Origin of the sequence: Legionella spiritensis (assembly GCF_900186965.1) — a bacterium.
Lineage (GTDB): Bacteria > Pseudomonadota > Gammaproteobacteria > Legionellales > Legionellaceae > Legionella_C > Legionella_C spiritensis.
This window is the reverse complement of record NZ_LT906457.1, coordinates 1,158,500-1,176,463: the sequence shown is the minus strand read 5'-3', so window position 1 is coordinate 1,176,463 and position 17,964 is coordinate 1,158,500. Positions and strand designations below refer to the sequence as shown.

Below are 17,964 nucleotides of genomic sequence, written 5' to 3'. Positions count from 1 at the left end.
GCGGGGCAAGTCGTAGGTCGGGCGAGGCGCCCGACCTACCTACCTCTTCTGTACCGTTGGCAACAGAACAGAATCAGTGAAACGTTGCACTAGGTTCGAATATAGTTTTCCAGATGTTCAATCACCCGTTTTTTATCTTCGAGCAGATGGTAAAGCACGTCGCCAATGGAAAGAACGGCTACCAGTTGACCTTTATCCATCACCAGAACATGACGGCGCTTGGTTTTGGTGATAATTTCCATGGCCTTTTCTATCGGATCATTGATACTTAACACACTTACATCCTTATATGCGATATCTTCCGCTTTTGTTTTCGTGATAGGTAATTTTTTGAACAAACAGGAACGTAGCACTTCCCGCTCACTGACTATGCCAATAATTTTATCGCCATCCCTTACAACCAGGGCACCAATATCCTTCTCCGTCATAATAGCGACACACTTGGATACGGATGTTTGTGAGTCCACAGACACCACTTCACGACGCGGATTGGAAAGAACAGAATATATTAAATGAGCCATCATACACTCCCTGGGCTGCTGATAATTATTCAATATCAGTGGATTGTATAAATATAGCACAAATATAGTTCGATGTAGCTCGTCATGAAGGCGAAATGCGGGATGTATACCTGGAAATCCTGCAAGGAGCAAAGCTCATTGCAGGCTACCGATCACTTATAAAAACCTGGGCAAAGAGCTCAAAATGCCTGGCTAGCACTGTTTCCATTTGGTTTTGCATGGTTTTAATTCCTGAAAAACGTCTACGTCCCGCGATTTATTCGCGGGAACCAGTGATTCAAAGTTCAGAACGACGAACTCCTGGATGCCGCGAATAAGTCGCGGCACGTAGATGATTTTAGAACCATTTGTATATCTCAACCGGTCAAAACGACATGGATGAAGTACTAGTTAACCACTCGCCAGGAACCATCCGCCTGTCGGCAGGCTTTACCGTAAATCTCCTGCGACTTGCCGCCAATGAGCGCACGTGTCGTGTATTCCCGGCAAGGTTGGTTATTGCTGTAATAGGTCCTGGTTGGTCTTACCGTGTATTTGTTACCGGAATCCGGGTTTTGCCATACAACGGCTTTTCCTGTTGGAGCGGTTTCCAATGCTTTCTGGACTTGCATTCTGTCGACACGATCCATGGTTCGACCAATATTGCCTCCGAGATAGGCTCCTAACAATGCTCCACCGGCTGCGGCAGCTACCTTGCCGGAACCGCCGCCGAACTGGCTGCCTATCAAACCGCCAACCACGCCTCCGGTTACCGTGCCAATTCCTTCGTTATTCACTTGCGCGCATCCGCCGAGTAACAAGGATAGAGAAAGAGATGTCAACACTATTTTTTTCATGTGCGTTTACCTGTTCATCGATAGTAAAATCGGTTGCCATTCTACCATCACGTTTAGAAATTATCCACAATCCCGGTTCTTACAAAAATCTGTCCTGCCGGATCCGCGGAGAAAACTGACATAATAATTCGTACGCGATGGTTCCCGCCGATTTGGCGATGGTTTCAACCGGAATATGCTGGCCCCATAATTCCACCGGATCGCCGATGATTGCTTGTCTGTGGCCGGTTAAATCAACCGCCATCATATCCATGGAAACACGTCCGACGATGGGAACTTCCACGCCATTGATCCACACCGGCGTCTCAGGGCTGATATGCCTGGGATACCCGTCTCCATAACCGACTGGAATGATTCCGATAACGGAAGGTTTTTTAGTCTGCCAGGTACCACCATAACCTATGCTGGCCCCGGCGGAAAAATGATGGACGGCGCTGATGGCGGACACAAACCGCATAACCGGCATCAATCCAAGCTCCTGGCCAGTCTGATTTTCAAACGGAGACACGCCGTAAAGCATAATGCCCGGACGAACCACGTCGGCATGGGTATCAGGTAACGCCATGATAGCGGCGGAATTGCTGATGGTGCGTGTTACAGGAATGGAGGGCAGAATCAAATCCCGCCAAATCTTCATTTGCTCCTGGTTGGCGGAATGAAGCGGTTCATCGGCACAAGCCAAATGCGTCATCAGACCAATATTATTATCTACCCACGGACAAGCATGCAACGCGTTCAGCGCGTCATACACCTCTGCGGGAGGAAAACCCAGGCGGTGCATGCCGGTATTGACCTTTAGCCAGATCCGGATTTTTTTTACCAGAGGAGTCTCCAGCAGCCAGGCTAATTGTTGTGGTTGATGAACCACGCATTGAAATTGATGGGCAGAAGCCGTTTGTAACTCCTCCGTACTGAATACGCCCTGAAACAAAACACAATCCGTACGAGCGCCCATTGCCCGTATGGCCATCGCCTCTTCCAGACAGGCAACACCAAACGCGTCAACCTGTCCGTCAAGAACCGGTATGACAGTCGCCAGGCCGCAACCATAAGCGTTAGCCTTGACCATGGCAATCACTTTTCTTTTCGGTGCGTACTCTCTGATCCGACCCAGATTATGCAGCAGAGCCGTCTCGTCAATTTGCACACGAGTAGGCCTGCTCATTAATCAGCCCCCTGATAGCCGTTGTAAGCCAAATCCTCGAAACGCGTGTATTTGCCAAGGAAGGCAACCCGGACTTTACCAATCGGACCATTACGCTGTTTTGCGATAATAATTTCGGCAACCCCCTTATCCGGACTGTCCTCGTTATAAACCTCATCGCGATAAATAAAACAAATTAAATCCGCATCCTGCTCAATCGCGCCGGATTCCCGCAAATCGGACATGACCGGTCTTCGGTCATGCCGTTGTTCAAGGCTTCTGTTTAACTGCGACAGGGCAACCACGGGAACATTTAATTCCTTGGCCAGCGATTTCAAACTGCGTGATATTTCCGAAATTTCCGCAGTACGATTATCGGCCTTGAAGCCAGGAACTTTCATCAATTGCAGGTAATCCACCACAATCAAACCCAGCTGACCATGCTCTCTTGCCAGACGTCGTGCCCTGGCCCTCATTTCCGCAGGACTTAAGCCGGGTGAATCATCGATGAATAACGGCGCTTCCGATAGCAGATGAACGGCGGTGGTTACTCGGGGCCAGTCATCGTCATCCAGTTTTCCCGTACGTATTCGATGCTGATCAATACGCCCAAGGGACGACATCATCCTCATTGCCAGTGAATCCGATGGCATTTCCATGGAAAAAACCAGTACCGGTTTACCGGATTTGATGGCCGCGTGTTCCGCCATGTTCATGACCAGTGTGGTTTTACCCATAGATGGACGGCCGGCCACAATGACTAAATCCGATTGTTGCAATCCGGATGTCATGTTATCCAAATCCGACAAGCCGGTAGCAAGACCGGTAATGGCGTCTCCGTTATGGTATAGCGCGTCAATTTTCTCCACGGCTTTGACCAGAATGGATTTAATACTCTCAGGCCCGCCATCGACGCCGGTTTGTTCGGCAATGGCAAAAACCTTGGATTCCGCCAGATCAAGCAATTCCGGGACATCCCTGTTGCCGGGATTATAAGCGGAATCCGCAATCTCGCCGGCAACTCCAATCAACTGCCGCTGTACTGATTTTTCACGCACAATGTCCGCATAGGCCGTGATGTTAGCGACACTGGGCGTATTATTGGCCAATTCAAACAGGTAGGTTTCCCCTCCCGCATCATCCAGTTCATTAGCGGATTTCAGCAGATCAAGCAGGGTCACAACATCAAAGGGTTGATTTTTTTTGGCAAGCTCGACAATAGCCCGATATAAAATACGGTGTTCAGTCCGGTAAAAATCATTGTCGCAAAGTTTGGCGTTGATCTTGTCCCAAGCCTGGTTATCCAGCATCAATCCACCAATGATGGATTGTTCCGCTTCTACGGAATGGGGAGGACGCTTGAGCGGATCAACGGCTGTTTTTTTTCTTGTCAGTACGTCTGCCATTGGATAATCAATCAATATAGGGAAAAGAACTCTATTGTAAGAGAGATTGGAAAAAACTCCAAAACTCATCTGATCTTGCCATCGCTTGTTGACCCTTCATAACGTGAAGTGACAATATGGATAATGGCGTGCCGTTTTGTTTTTGAATACATTGTTGGATGTCAGGCCAGAGCCCGACATCCGATTACTATTTTTACAACCGTAAAAAACAGGGTGCGGAACCCGGATTACTTCACCCACACCTGAGTGCGTCCGAGCATGGAAAAACCAACGTATCCACGAACGTACAGTTTGTTGCCTTCCTGAGTTATTTTGGCGCGATAGATTTTTCCTGTTTTAGGATCAAGAATCTTTCCTCCGTCCCAAACACCATTGCCCTGATCTTTCAGACCCCAGACAAACCGTAATCCTTTAATGGGTTTGTCTTTAAAGGCACCAGGACATTTTGAACAAATTCCGGTATCACCCGGCTGTGGATAAACCTTGACGATAGTCCCATTCAGAGTGTTTCCTGAAACAGACAAATTTACGACCGCTCTTTTTTTACCTGTTTTGTCATCAATGGTTGTCCATGTCCCTGCCACAGACTGCGCAAAGACGGTGGGTACAAACAGCAACATAAGAATCATCGCAAACATCGACTGTAACCGTTTCATGAAAGTTCTCCTTAATTTTCATCTATTAAAGAATATGTCAAGGATTTCATCTTGGCAAATGCCATGAACAATTTTTTATGTGTTACGACTCTATTAACGGCATAAACAATTTATCCAAATCATGATCAGTCATTGAAGACAAGCCTGTAGCGTTATCAGCCAGAATACCTTCGAACAATTCCCTTTTTCTATTTTGCATGGCAAGGATAGCGTCTTCTACCGTTCCCTTGGTGATTAATTTATAAACAAAAACAGGATTTTCCTGGCCAATGCGATGGCTTCTGTCCGTCGCCTGATCCTCGGCAGCGGGATTCCACCAGGGATCATAATGAATAACCGTATCAGCCCGGGTCAGATTCAATCCTGTTCCTCCGGCCTTAAGACTTATCAAAAAAACAGGCGTATCTCCTTTCTGAAATTGTTGAACCACCTGATGTCTTGCCCGGGTCTGGCCGGTTAACTTCAGATAAGCATAACCCTGAGCGGTCAACTCCTTTTCTATGAGTGCGAGCATGGATGTAAACTGAGAAAAAATCAGTACCCGCCTTCCTTCCTCAATCAGACTCTCCAGCAGTTCCATTAACGCCTCCAGTTTGGCGGAAGTGCCGTGAGCCATGACAGCATTGGGTATGGATACCAGCCTGGGATCACAACAAACCTGCCTCAGTTTCAGTAAGGCATCCAGCAACACAATGTGGCTTTTACCCATACCATGGCGAGAAATCGCGTCTCTGACTTTTTTCTCGACACTCATGCGAATGGTTTCATAAAGATCGCGCTGAGTTCCATTTAACTCAACGACCCGGACAATTTCCGTTTTATCCGGCAATTCACGAGCAACCTGATTTTTGGTACGCCGCAACATAAATGGCCGCACACGACCGGCCAGAAGGGCCCTTCGCTCGGCATCCCCGTTTTTTTCAACCGGTGTTTTAAAAAAACGTCGGTACTGTTTGATATCACCTAATAAACCAGGCATCAGAAAATGAAATAACGACCACAACTCTCCCAAATGATTTTCGAGGGGCGTACCGGAGAGGCATAGCCTGTGGCTGGCGTTAATTTGCTGAATGATCTGCGTTGTTTTAGTCCGTGCGTTTTTTATAGATTGCGCTTCATCAAGAATAAGATAATAAAAGGGGTAACTGATGAATCGATTTTTATCCCGCTGGATCAACCCGTAAGTAGAAATCACCAAATCATAATCATCAAACTCATCACCATGGCGCTCCTGGCCGTGAAAGACCAGGGCCTTCAAGGCGGGGGTGAAACGTTTCGCCTCCTCAAACCAGTTCATGACCAGACTGGTTGGCGCCACTATCAAACAAGCCTTGTTTAACCGCCCCTGCTCCTTTTCAAGTAACAAATGAGCCAGGGTTTGTACTGTTTTACCAAGCCCCATGTCATCCGCTAAAATGCCGCCGAACCGGCTTTCCCGCAACAATTGCAGCCAGTTTAATCCCTGCTGTTGATAATCCCGCAACTCCGTCTGCAATCCCGCCGGTAGTCTGACACCCTCCGAAGATTGCCTGTTATGCAATCGTTGTAATTGTGCCCGTATCTGGTCACTGCCTCGCCAGCGCATAGCCGTTGCCGCTATTGCCTGCTCAACTTCCCGCATCAGAATCATCTGGTAACGGTTTATTTGTATCTGCTGATCCGCATTAACAGTGCGGGTGCTGTATTGCAGGAGAAAATATATCAAGGGTTTCAGCCGTCCAACCTTGACACGCAACGCTTTTCCTGCGGTTAACGACAATCGTACGGTTTGATCATCAGGCAGTTTTTGCAAACTGTCGCTGTCAAACCGGTTAATCAGCTCGGCAATGAGAGGTACGATATTGACGGTCCTGCCATTGATCTGAATACCTAACTGATAAGAAAAAAAATCATTGCCCTGATCGGTAAATTCAGAAAACCATTCCACATCGTCTTCGGTTAACAATTCCTCATACACGGGATGCAGAAATTCCACTTGCCAGTTCTTGTCTTTCAGGACAGGAATAACCTGTTTGTATAAGCGGATCGTATCATTTTGCGTATGGTAATGCGCCATGATTTTTTTATCATGAAAATTTTGGTTGAACGTTAAACGCTCATCGACTGTCGCACTTCGCAAACTTAATATCTGCGCGATTTCCTCTTGCTTTCTTTTTTCAAAGTCGAAATCCCTCTCAATCCGGATAACGTTCCTGTCTGCCGAGGTGAACAGGTAAGCATTAACATCATCGCCATGCACGATATGCCCTTCGTAGTTAAAACACACATCGACCATATACAAAACAGGTAATAAATCACCCTGCGATTCCAGCACGTCAACGGACTGAAATTCATCGAGTACAACAGCATCAAAGCGCACTATCGGCTTCGGTTCACTTTGATGGGTCTCCGTATGTTCAAACGTGCGGGGAACAGGAAAATTATCGTTTATTTGTAAAATATGACGGGTCGCATTATCAATTTGATGCAAGGCGACGGGCGGCATCTCCAGCAATTGCTTTAACTGGGCAGGCTGTCCGGGCACATTCATCCGTCCAAGAACAGCATCCCCGCTACGGATATACCATGGTTTATCAAACAACAGCGATTGCACGGTATCGTCGCCGGATTTTACAACAGGGTATTGGGTTCCATCTCTGGCAAATTCCCACATCAATACCGCATCCATACGTTCCCCCATTGTCAAGCGGGTTTCCTCGTCCGTATCAAGATACGCGCGTTCGGTTTTAAGTATCTGTTCCAGCAAATCACTGTTTCGATGAGTCAAACGATCAAACCAACCGCCTACACCGCACTTTAAAAACAGCGCCGCCAGAATATCCTCGTCGTTATCAATGAAAAACTGCTTGCGATTATCGCTCAGGGTATTTAATACAACTTTCCTGCCCAATCCTTTTCTTTTGAGCCTCCTGGCCAGCGCAATTCGGACATGAACCCGATCTTCATACTTGCCATGTTCAAATGTGAGCAGGTAAACGATAGCGTGACTGGCCGTGGTTCGGGCATAAACACCCTGATTGTCGCGCAGCGTGGAAACCCATTCGTTTAATGTCTGGTTTGACGCGCCGACTTTCGGTGCCGGAATACACACCTGCTCCCGCTCCTGCATGGCGAACAGACTGGCGGCGGCATGTCTGCAATTAACAGGCGTCGAACAGGAGCAGCGGGCAGGTTGTCCGGGCCAGGATTTCAGATCAATATGAACATCATAAATATGATTAGATCGGTCTTTCACCCGCGCTTTCAGCAACCCGTCACTCAGACGAATACTGAGCACATAACCATGCTTCTGGTCATCCTGGCCATGCACTAGCACAGAAGGCGCAAACACACCGGCCATCCGTGATAAAGCATCCTTTAACATAGGTATCCAAGATTTCTTAATGCGAAACCGACCATTATAGCGAATTTGAAGAGATTTTAATATTCACTCCCCTGTTTTATCTGTTTTTGATAGTCGCTCTCCTGATTTTTATTTTTTTATTGATAAAATTTAAACACCATGGTTAAATAAAGCCCCAATATCGCTTTTGAAGCTAAAATCGCCAACAGTACCTTTCAACAACAGGCGCGGAGTATCCATGTTTGCAAGACGAGAAATAATCAACCCGTTAATCCGGCGGCTTAAAGATGTTTTTTACAACGATATGGTTGAGTTGGCCTTGCTCGATGAAGGCATCAACGCAGAAAATATCGACAGCAGTTTCAACAAGCTGGTTGAGAATATTATTATTAACATTCTTGATTCATCCAAAGATACCTCCGACAGCATTCGTTTAAGTGACGGTACGGTAATAAACGATGAAAATTGTCCAATTATGTACCGACCATTTTTTAAGGCCGTACAAAACATCAAAAATTCCACTCCAACCCCGGATCTGGAAAGGAAAATAGAGACTCTCGCCGGCATGCTGATGAGTACGGAAGCATTTCAGGCGATGTTGCCTGTATTAAAACAATTTGTTCTGGAAGCCAAAGGCATAACCCCGGCAGAAAAGGCATTACGCAAACTGGATGAAACCGGTATAACGACTGACTTGATACGGGAAACTTTTTATAACGAAATGGTAACCCAAACTCTGCAGGCGATAAACAATGGATTCATTACCCGCGATCACCTGGAAGAACAGGAACCTTTTATTTATTTCGCCTTGTCGGGATTGACTCTGCTCGAAGCCATACGCCAGTCTATGGATTGTACCGGGATTGAATTGCTCGGCGGAAAAGCAGTAACCAATGAGAACTGTCCAATGGAAATAGATCCGCAAACGAACTTTCCCAAATTAATCGAATCCATCCTCGCGGTCAAAGAGCTTATGAAACCACTTTTTGCGAAAACCGACGTTTCCGACGAAGAGTACAAAGCCATTCAATATCTTTGTCTTTCCAGGGAAGAGGATATGCCGGATGACTTGTCATCGCATCTCACATCTCGCGCCACCAAATGCGCGGCAATGATTAATAGCATGAGCGTGCAAATCAGCCAAAGTAAGGTATTTCAGGGCATGGTTCAGGACGTGATTGAACTGTGTCTCGATACCTTACCGGAAAAGGGTTCTTCCGCCAGTAAAGCAATATAATTGACGCGTTATCAATTCACGGTGACCGGATGACATAGTTCATTTTTTGGTTGGGTTGACTATAGACAACCCAACCAATCCGTTGTACCGGGCCTATGTTTCTTACTTAGGCTGATTTTTGTGGTTTTCTTCATAATCCTGTTTTCGTTCCGATGTTTCGGAATGATGATCCTTGTTTTTTCTTACCCGGGATTTAAAACTTTGAAACACTTCCTTGAACGTATCGACAGGATGTCTGATTATTTGCTCAATTTTACTGGTATGGGTGTGCGGTTTCTTCTCTTTTATGGTTTCACTGGAAGCAGATCTCCGGAGTTCGTCAACAGGCTCTGTATCGCGCAAGGATTGCTCCTTCCGGCGGTGCTGTCCGAGGCCTTCAAACGGTTTTGCCAACCGTCTGGAACCCACGGTTTCCGACCTGGATGACAACCCTTGCCAGGCAGCGTTTCCCTCATGCGTTGCAGTAGATGACGGCTTGCTTTTTTCATCCTCAAAAACAGGCAGGTCGCTGTACTCTTCCGATGTGGGTGCCGGCGATTCGGTTGGCCTGTCACTTGCAGCAGGCAACGGTCCATAATCCGTTTCATCCGTAGTGGAAACGGATTTTTGTGACTCATGAATGTTACGGGATATAGGACTGTAATTCGTTAGATCCATAGCGGAGACTGGTTCTTGTGACTCATGAATGTTACGGGGTATAGGACTGTAATTCGTTAGATCCATAGCGGAGACTGGTTCTTGTGACTCATGAATGTTACGGGGTATAGGACTGTAATTCGTTAGATCCGTAGCGGAGATTGGTTTTTGTGACTCATAAGATTGCGTGTTTACCCCATGTAAAACAAAACCTGATGGTTCCACCGCTTGACTGGGGCCGGCAAGCGGAATACTGTTGACTCTTTCGGTGATGTCGTCAACCAATGTTTTATCGAGTCCCTCCAGTTGCTGCAACCGCAGCAAGGCAAGCCGGTATTGCATCGGATCGGGCGATTCTTTTTGCCTGTTTTCCAGTATATCCAGAGAACGTTTGGCGAACCGATTGTTGGCTTCATGCAGTTTTTCCCTGTCCAGACGCTGAGCCTCATTAAAATCATGCGTATCCGGCAACGATAAAAGGTAATCTTCATAACAATCGAGGAATAAATATAATTCCGCTTTTTTTTCAGGATTGTTGTCACATTGCATATCCACAACATCCCGGATTTTAGTAAGTAATATCTTCAGATACGCCTCATCAGAAACGTTTACACGTTTGTTGGCAAAGTCGGGAATGGATTCCTCTACGTCAGGGTATTTGAATTTGATAAAATCTTCTTCAATATGAGTCGGATCAGATGAACTGGCCAGACCGACCATGCCGATCATGGCAAGACGAAGCGCGTGTAAGTCCGTTTTGATACTTAGTACTCCATTATCGAGCGATTCTTGATTAAAATGCTTAACCGGCCATCTCGCACCATGACTAAAATCGTATACATTTTCGTTTTTCTCAACTATTTTTGATAGTCCGTAATCAACGATCTTGCTTTGAATGGCAATAAGGTTGCCTTGTTCATCCCATGTGGCATTTACCATAAAATTGCGAAGCGCGGTATCAACATGAAGAACGGATGCCTGATGCAGTGCTTCTTGCGAGCTATGCATGGATGACGCTATCTGACTTAACATAATGGCGGGATTTTCTTGGAATGCCCGTTCAATGTCAGGGTCTTCATGCTCCAAAGGCGGTTTTTTGGGGCGAAGAAATTGCAGCAGATCCCTGGACACTTCCTGTTCCTCACCATGCACGGTACGGGCGTAATATTCATACGCGGTCACGATACCAAGAAATCCTGCCTCATCTTCTAATGGCGCCGTTTGGTTACACCGCGCCTTTTCACCGGATAATTCCCCTTTTAACAAATTTTTCGACAAGTGTTCTGCGATCAAAAGCTCATTTTTATCCGGATTACTCTGAAACTTGACGGCCACACGGCCTTTTTCGTCGCACAAGGACTTAAACTGTTCTCCGTGGTACTCAAATAACTCGACCGAACCGAACGCGCCCTTACCCAGGACACCGTTGGTTTCTACCCGAAAAAAACCAAGACTTTCCAGCCGACCATAATCGATGGAGGAATCCGATGTCGTATTGATGCTTTTTGAACTATCCTTCGAGGATGTGCCTTCCTTGCGGGAACTGCTGTTTTCCGGCATTTCATACCTCATTTACATCTAATTTTAGACCATAAGGCCGTATTTTATTACTATAATTAATGATTATTACGAGACATAAACCAGGGACTATTCATTCATGAAAAATTTTCAACAAAGTCCGGCAGATATCTTTCACGAAAGAGACGTTGACGCACGCTCGGTAGACAAGATTCGTACGGAACTGGATTGGTTAACCTGCCCTGAAAAAAACACCATAAAAAAACTCATAGGCAACATTCACACGTTCCTTTCCGTCACCCATCCCCGAGAATCGTCATTTCGCAATGATGCCGAGGAAGCCTATCTTGATTTGTTAAATACCATCAATAAAGACATTACGACACTCGAAAACGCCTCTTCCGATCCTGATCGCGCCATTGCGCTGACTTTGGATTACGTTAAAAAATGCCTGATCAATCAATTGCATTTCATACAGGAAGAAAATCCGGAATCTTTATCGCTAAAATGGTATGCCAGTGAAAAAAACAACTTAAAACATTTTGCAGGGATCCAATCCGATCATCCTAATTCTTTCGGAACCTGATACACAGAACCTGCTACCTCATCGCCTGCGTACCGCGACTTGTTCGCGGCATCCAGTTTCCTGTAGCCCGTCATGGAGGCGCCGCCGGAATGCAGGACAACGTTCACCTGGGCGCGCACCTGTTTGACACAATACCGGACCATGATACCCGCAATACGGCCGCCGACTTCCTTACGGGCTACGTTCTTTTACAAAAAACATGTAGCCCGTCATGGAGGCACCGCCGGAATGCGGGACAACGTTCACCTGGGCGCGCACCTGTTTGACACAATACCGGACCATGATACCCGCAATACGGCCGCCGGCCTCCTTACGGGCTACAGCTCTTTTGTAAAAAATGGTGTCGGGTCATTTTTGCCTGGCAACAGACCATAACCACTATAAATATTTTTCTTGCCTGTCAGATAAGATAGAATACGCCCTTTCTTCATTCCGAAACCTGAAAACGTCTATGAACCCCGGATTATCAATACTTGTTGGCCAAATAAACAGTACCGTCGGAGCGGTTAGCGAAAATGCCGCTAACCTAACCGAGATTATTACTACTCATCAAAACCACCACGATCTTATTATTTTTCCGGAATTATGTCTGACGGGTTACCCGCCGGAAGATTTGTTATTTCGTCAGGGATTTCATCAACAAGTCCGGGACAAACTAAACGCCATCGCCGCAGAAATCCATGATTGCCATGTCGTCATTGGTCATCCCTGGATAGACGGCGGACAATGCTATAACGCGGCCAGTGTTTTTTATCAGGAAAAACTGGTAACACGTTATTACAAGCAAAAACTACCCAATTACGGGGTCTTTGACGAGTTCCGCTATTTTACTCCAGGACCTGCCACACCTTGCATCATTACTATAAAAGGACATCGGTTTGGTCTTTGTATTTGTGAAGATATCTGGCAGGAAGGCCCGGTGCGACAATTACTGGATGCCCGTGCCGAGACACTGTTGTGCATCAACGCCTCGCCGTTTGATTATGAAAAATATGATCATCGAACCAGACTTTTAAAAACGTATGCCGAACAGGGGCTATCTATCATCTACGTCAATCTTGTCGGCGGACAGGACGAACTGGTGTTTGACGGCCAATCTCTGGCCTATGACGACAAAGGGGCGCTTTGTGCCAGGTTGCCTGCCTTTGAAGAATGTCTCCACACCTTGACTGTGCGCGGCCCTCAAATAAAGGACGGCATCCTGCCGCCTCTCGACAATACGGCTACGGTGTACAAAGGGTTAGTCTGCTCCGTTCGCGATTATATTGAAAAAAACGGTTTTCCGGGTGTTTTACTCGGCTTGTCAGGCGGTATAGATTCCGCCCTTACTCTCGCTATCGCCGTGGATGCGCTAGGCCCGTCCCGTGTACATGCCGTGTTGATGCCGTCACGATACACAGCCGACATAAGTATTGAAGACGCCCGTAAACAGGCGGATGTTATGAAGGTAGCCAACACCATACTTCCTATAGAACCTGCCTTCAATAGCCTTTTAAGCACGCTGGAACCGACGTTCGCAGGTTTGCCGAGGGACGCCACGGAAGAAAATCTCCAGGCCAGGATACGAGGCATGCTCCTGATGGCGCTTTCCAATAAAACAGGCAATATGGTACTGACCACCAGCAACAAAAGTGAAACGGCGGTTGGCTATACCACCATCTACGGCGATATGGCCGGCGGGTTTGCCGTGTTAAAAGACGTTTTAAAAACCCGGATTTACGAATTGGCGCATTACCGCAATACCGTCTCACCGGTGATCCCCGAGCGTGTCCTTGCAAGGGCGCCGTCCGCCGAGTTAGCCTTGAACCAGACCGATCAGGACACCCTACCTGAATACGCGGTTTTAGATGCCATCATCCAGGCGTATATGGAAAACAATGAAGACGCGGAATCCATCATTGGCCGCGGCTTTAACGCCAGCGTCGTTCATCGTGTCATACAATTGATCAAACGTAATGAATACAAGCGCCGCCAGGCGCCTCCCGGAACAAAAATCAGTCCCAGGGCATTTGGACGCGACTGGCGTTATCCGATTACAAATGGTTATTAGCCGGGAGAGGTTGCCCGTTTTCTGTGATTGCATCGTTATCATCCGTATCCGCCAATTCTACCGATTTTTTGGCAGACGCCTGTTTGGGTTTATGACCGAACAAAGTTGCGATCGCGTAGTTTCTCAGATCCAGTTTGCCGGAAAGAGGTACCATCTTCTCCTCATCCACCTCTTTTTCAGCGTCGGTCGTTTGGGAAGACACGTCCGGTTTACCTTTTACAGCCCGCTCTGCAAAAAATCCTTCCAGTGTACTAATTATATTCATTTTCTCGGTATCCGAGTTTAACTTTCCCGGAAGAGGTTTTTGGGAGCGTGTAGCGAAGCATCGTTCCAAATCCCTGTATTTATTGATGTCAATACGGGATGATGGCACATACTCCTTCAATGCCGCGCCCAATTCCAGGAAATGATCAGGCAGTAAATCCGCTATCGTTTCCGGCAAGTTTTCAATGACATGATGTGCTTCGGCACATGCTTGCAGATCCACCGGAATAGCTTTGTGTAAGGTATCAATGTAATAAATCTGCCATTCATAATCCTTTTGGGTCACAACAAACGAAGCGGCCTTGTATTGCGAGGCTTGCTCAGGATCAAATTGTTCAATAGCTATACAATTCGTTTGCCGTTGCAAGGAAGCCTGTTGTTCAGACAAAATGGTAGCACGCAATTTTTCTCGTGTTTTTGCATCGATTTTTTCCGGCAAGGAATCGCCAAGTGACGCGAGAATATCATTAAAGTCTCCCCAGTCAGCAAGCCGAACCGTTTCATTAACGCCCCCTTTTTGCCGGCAATACAAAACCCAGGATCCCACGGGTTCCCCGGGCTCCCTGGACAATATATAAGTGCCCGGGATTCGCTTATACCGGGGAATTTTGTCCACATCGTCGGCAAGAATCAAAGTGATGCCCATTTTCTTTTGCAATACCTGCTGCACGCTGGTCTGCTTCTTTTCATCAATTTCTTTGTGCAAGGACACGTAACGAAGCAATGTTTTCAGCAGGGACAAATCTTGTTTGGCCTGATCCGCGTTATCTTCAAGCCACTGTGCCAGCTCCGGAGAATGACTCAGATTGACAGGATGTTTTTTCCCCAGACTGTCATACCAATCAATACGTTTTATATCGGAACTGGTATAAACCACGAAGGTAGACGAAGCCATTTTGAGCGCCTCTTCATCCGGGTTTATCAAAACCTGAAGTTTATCAAGATAATCCGCCAGCATTTTTTCGCATTGCGTTTTGATTTTCAATTCGCGAGAAAAATCAATCGAAGCCAGACTATCCTGTTTCGCCAGCAGCGCTTCCAACTCCTTGTTCAGGTGTAAAACCTCGCCATTTCCCTTCATATCGTACCAGGTTAATCCCCAGACGGACTTTGGATTAACGACCTGTTTTACCAGCAAACTGAATAACTCGGGATAATTCTCCGGATCAACATTATGTTTCTTACCCTGTTGGTCATGCCAGTCTATCGTTCTGACGTTGTCTTTCGAGGAAAAGACAAAGGTGAAGAAAAATTTTTGGTGCCCGATTTGTTGCGGATTTATCAGAATCCGCGTATTACGAAACATGGGTGGAATCTTGTTGTGCGGCGGTTTTTTCCGTGCGGACTTATCGTCTTTATGTTCCGCGGGACGGGGAATTTCTATCTTTTCCGATAAAAGGGACAGTTCCTGATTTAAAGCCTTCATATCCCGCTCACCGCTTGTCTCTTTCCAGTGAACATGCCAGTTCAGCTTCACATGATCGGGCCGATCGAGACAGAAAACCTTTTTATCGGCGTTTACTTTCTTTTTTGCAAAATCACCGGCACGTTCCTTGTTTTCAAACAACACAACATTAATCAATTCCTTACGTTTTTGCTCAAGTAAGGCGTCCAGCTCCTGCTGACGTGCTTTTGACTTCTCAAGTTCGGACATATGATCCGACTCGATGGCGTTAATCGTATTGATCAACATGTCTCGCAGCGGACTAACAATATGATCGTAAAGATATTTCGGTGTTTCCACTTCATAACCGTTTCTTTCGCATACCGCCTGGATTAGTTTAGTCAATAACGTAGTACCGGACGATGTTGAATCCCAATGCAGCTTCATCAACAATCCCCTGATAATCTGCAACCGAAAAATAGGATCATTGTCGGTTTCAAGCTTATTGATAGCGTCGAGAAATTCATCACCCATCTTGCGTGAGACACTATAAAAAAGCCGTACTAACAGGTTGTATTCCTCAACACCATATTCTTTTTTGGAATCCTTCATAACATCCAGCAGGGAGGGTTGCTTTTTATCTTCCTTCCTGTCATTGCCTGTTTTTGATTCCCTGATTGCACTTCCGGTACCATTGGAAATAAAATCAATCAATTCCTGAGTGAATTCCTGGAGATTATGAATAATCCTTTTCGTCATTGCAGACTCCTTTCTTTAGGGGCATCTACCATCTTAACTCAACAACAGACGATTACAAGAACAAAAGCTGCTTGCAAAATGGAAGCAAATCGCTAACATGGAATTGCTTTAAATAATAATAACAAGGTATGTCATGAAAATTGCATTTATTTCAGCCACATTGCTGAGTTCCAGTGTTGCTTTTTCTGCTACTCCGATTGATGGTTGGTATGGTAGTGTCTTTGGCGGTTATACTTATTTGTCCGATAACATCAGCGAAACCCGCAACGGATTGTTCCGTAACGAGGCGTCTTATACCTCAGGCAGCTATAACGCCGGCGGTCGTATAGGCTACAAAAGCACCCCTTTGCGTTATGAGGGAGAACTCACGTACCTCCAAGGTAATCTGACCAAATTCGACATCAATTTCATAAGGCAAAGCGGCATTACCGGCCAGACTCAGGCGGCGCTGGCCATGGCCAATGTCTATTACGATTTTCCGGATATTGTCCCGGCCATTTCACCGTTTCTCGGCGCGGGCCTCGGGTATGCCTGGATAGACGCCTCGTTCGGCAGCACAGGGCCATCCGTAGGCGCTACATATTACAAGGCTTCCAATAGCGTTTTCGCGTACCAGGCCACGGCGGGGATAACCTATAACTTTGCTGAAAATTACGCCGTTAATCTGGCTTATCGCCATATCGGAACAGACCGTGTAAGCGATTTAAACAAGGTCTTTCAGGCGGATCTGGCTTCCGTAGGGGTGATTTATCGTTTTGACAAGGCTAATTATAAATAAGGGTGTCGTACATGAAATTTTCTGCTCAATCTGGCATCGCAGGACTTTTACTCGTCAGTTGTTCTGCCTTTGCGGCCAATCCTGTTACAGGTCTGTATGTCGGCATGGTCGGTGGTCTTAGTTATACGTCCAACACGGACTCCCCTTTTCCCTATACAACAGTTCAACAGGCTGTCAACTCGGGTTTTGCCAATGCTAACGCGACGTACAACCCGATTCCGCCTCTGGTTTCCCCCCTACCCGCCACCGTTACCGATAATATCGGGGAAATCGCCTATTCCGTCGGAGGGAATGTAGGCGGCCAACTGGGTTATCGCTGGAAAAAATTCCGTTTTGAAGGCGAACTGATGTTTAATATGAATCAACTCAGCAGCGTGAATTACGACTCCTACAGCTTCAAGGATCACACCACACCCGACGGGTTTCGCATGAAAGGCTCCACTTATTTTATCGCGGGACTGTTCAACGCTTATTACGAATTGTACAAGGAAGGCAGCGACGCCAATTTTGTTCCCTATGTCGGCCTGGGAATCGGTTTCGCCAAACTGAACAGTAACATGAAATTGTATAATACTTACGTTAATAATGTTTATGCCAAAAAATCCGCGGTAGCTGAATTTACGGACAATTCCGGTGCGCCAATCGTTCAGGGAATTATCGGAGCCAGCTATTTTCTGGATGACTTTACCTCGATTGGAGTGGATTTCCGTTACCTGAAAACCAACATGATTTCCTCGTTGGGAGCCAGTCTGGAAGTACCGACGTTTAATATTAGTTTTATCAGTTCACTGGATTCTGCTTCTTAACCAGCTTTATCAGGAGCGAAGATGTGCAGGTAAGGCTGCC

The 17,964-nt window shown here is 46.5% G+C and carries 13 protein-coding genes; 5 read left to right on the top strand and 8 right to left on the bottom strand.

What is annotated here, in order from left to right:
- Positions 1-89: 89 nt before the first annotated feature.
- The 6 genes from CKW05_RS05425 to CKW05_RS05400 all read right to left on the bottom strand — a co-directional run bounded on the left by CKW05_RS05425 (position 90) and on the right by CKW05_RS05400 (position 7,927).
- On the bottom strand, positions 90-521 hold the full coding sequence (locus CKW05_RS05425) for a CBS domain-containing protein (protein WP_058483804.1): 432 nt from the start codon (positions 519-521) through the stop codon (positions 90-92).
- 386 nt (positions 522-907) lie between these two features.
- Entirely contained in the window at positions 908-1,357 is a 450-nt protein-coding gene (locus CKW05_RS05420; protein WP_058483805.1) for an RT0821/Lpp0805 family surface protein, read from the bottom strand.
- A 79-nt stretch (positions 1,358-1,436) separates the two neighbouring features.
- On the bottom strand, positions 1,437-2,522 hold the full coding sequence (gene alr / locus CKW05_RS05415) for an alanine racemase (protein WP_058483806.1): 1,086 nt from the start codon (positions 2,520-2,522) through the stop codon (positions 1,437-1,439).
- Complete coding sequence (gene dnaB / locus CKW05_RS05410; RefSeq protein WP_058483807.1) at positions 2,522-3,907, bottom strand: replicative DNA helicase; 1,386 nt, start codon at positions 3,905-3,907, stop codon at positions 2,522-2,524. The genes alr and dnaB overlap by 1 nt, the downstream gene beginning before the upstream one ends.
- 227 nt (positions 3,908-4,134) lie before the next feature.
- Complete coding sequence (locus CKW05_RS05405) at positions 4,135-4,563, bottom strand: DUF2147 domain-containing protein (protein ID WP_058483808.1); 429 nt, start codon at positions 4,561-4,563, stop codon at positions 4,135-4,137.
- A gap of 82 nt (positions 4,564-4,645) precedes the next feature.
- Positions 4,646-7,927 carry a DEAD/DEAH box helicase gene (locus CKW05_RS05400; RefSeq protein WP_058483809.1) on the bottom strand — a complete coding sequence of 1,094 codons (3,282 nt, stop codon included), beginning with the start codon at positions 7,925-7,927 and terminating at the stop codon, positions 4,646-4,648.
- A gap of 217 nt (positions 7,928-8,144) precedes the next feature.
- Between CKW05_RS05400 and CKW05_RS05395 the strand changes: the two genes are divergently transcribed.
- Entirely contained in the window at positions 8,145-9,143 is a 999-nt protein-coding gene (locus tag CKW05_RS05395) for a hypothetical protein (RefSeq protein WP_058483810.1), read from the top strand.
- A 102-nt stretch (positions 9,144-9,245) separates the two neighbouring features.
- On the opposite strand, the gene CKW05_RS05390 is transcribed toward CKW05_RS05395, so the two are convergent.
- Complete coding sequence (locus CKW05_RS05390) at positions 9,246-11,339, bottom strand: protein kinase (protein ID WP_058483811.1); 2,094 nt, start codon at positions 11,337-11,339, stop codon at positions 9,246-9,248.
- A gap of 97 nt (positions 11,340-11,436) precedes the next feature.
- Between CKW05_RS05390 and CKW05_RS05385 the strand changes: the two genes are divergently transcribed.
- Positions 11,437-11,883, top strand: a complete 447-nt coding sequence (locus CKW05_RS05385; RefSeq protein ID WP_058483812.1) for a hypothetical protein — start codon at positions 11,437-11,439, stop codon at positions 11,881-11,883.
- A 451-nt stretch (positions 11,884-12,334) separates the two neighbouring features.
- A complete protein-coding gene (locus CKW05_RS05375; protein WP_058483814.1) occupies positions 12,335-13,933 on the top strand; it encodes an NAD+ synthase in 1,599 nt (532 codons plus the stop codon).
- Here CKW05_RS05375 and CKW05_RS05370 read toward each other — a convergent pair.
- Positions 13,917-16,340: a hypothetical protein gene (locus tag CKW05_RS05370; protein WP_058483815.1), complete on the bottom strand. Its 2,424-nt coding sequence runs from the start codon at positions 16,338-16,340 to the stop codon at positions 13,917-13,919. The two genes, CKW05_RS05375 and CKW05_RS05370, sit on opposite strands and share 17 nt — an antisense overlap.
- Before the next feature lie 133 nt (positions 16,341-16,473).
- Here CKW05_RS05370 and CKW05_RS05365 point away from each other — a divergent pair, with 133 nt between their 5' ends.
- Positions 16,474-17,118 carry an outer membrane protein gene (locus CKW05_RS05365; RefSeq protein WP_058483816.1) on the top strand — a complete coding sequence of 215 codons (645 nt, stop codon included), beginning with the start codon at positions 16,474-16,476 and terminating at the stop codon, positions 17,116-17,118.
- A gap of 11 nt (positions 17,119-17,129) precedes the next feature.
- A complete protein-coding gene (locus CKW05_RS05360; protein WP_058483817.1) occupies positions 17,130-17,924 on the top strand; it encodes an outer membrane protein in 795 nt (264 codons plus the stop codon).
- Positions 17,925-17,964 lie beyond the last annotated feature (40 nt).

Excerpts from the sequence above, each read along its gene's own strand:
- CKW05_RS05385 (WP_058483812.1), top strand. The coding sequence starts at position 11,437 with ATGAAAAATTTTCAACAAAGTCCGGCAGATATCTTTCACGAAAGAGAC.
- CKW05_RS05400 (WP_058483809.1), bottom strand. The coding sequence starts at position 7,927 with ATGTTAAAGGATGCTTTATCACGGATGGCCGGTGTGTTTGCGCCTTCT.
- CKW05_RS05360 (WP_058483817.1), top strand. The coding sequence starts at position 17,130 with ATGAAATTTTCTGCTCAATCTGGCATCGCAGGACTTTTACTCGTCAGT.
- CKW05_RS05405 (WP_058483808.1), bottom strand. The coding sequence starts at position 4,563 with ATGAAACGGTTACAGTCGATGTTTGCGATGATTCTTATGTTGCTGTTT.
- CKW05_RS05390 (WP_058483811.1), bottom strand. The coding sequence starts at position 11,339 with ATGCCGGAAAACAGCAGTTCCCGCAAGGAAGGCACATCCTCGAAGGAT.
- CKW05_RS05365 (WP_058483816.1), top strand. The coding sequence starts at position 16,474 with ATGAAAATTGCATTTATTTCAGCCACATTGCTGAGTTCCAGTGTTGCT.
- CKW05_RS05375 (WP_058483814.1), top strand. The coding sequence starts at position 12,335 with ATGAACCCCGGATTATCAATACTTGTTGGCCAAATAAACAGTACCGTC.
- CKW05_RS05420 (WP_058483805.1), bottom strand. The coding sequence starts at position 1,357 with ATGAAAAAAATAGTGTTGACATCTCTTTCTCTATCCTTGTTACTCGGC.
- CKW05_RS05425 (WP_058483804.1), bottom strand. The coding sequence starts at position 521 with ATGGCTCATTTAATATATTCTGTTCTTTCCAATCCGCGTCGTGAAGTG.
- dnaB (WP_058483807.1), bottom strand. The coding sequence starts at position 3,907 with ATGGCAGACGTACTGACAAGAAAAAAAACAGCCGTTGATCCGCTCAAG.
- CKW05_RS05370 (WP_058483815.1), bottom strand. The coding sequence starts at position 16,340 with ATGACGAAAAGGATTATTCATAATCTCCAGGAATTCACTCAGGAATTG.
- alr (WP_058483806.1), bottom strand. The coding sequence starts at position 2,522 with ATGAGCAGGCCTACTCGTGTGCAAATTGACGAGACGGCTCTGCTGCAT.
- CKW05_RS05395 (WP_058483810.1), top strand. The coding sequence starts at position 8,145 with ATGTTTGCAAGACGAGAAATAATCAACCCGTTAATCCGGCGGCTTAAA.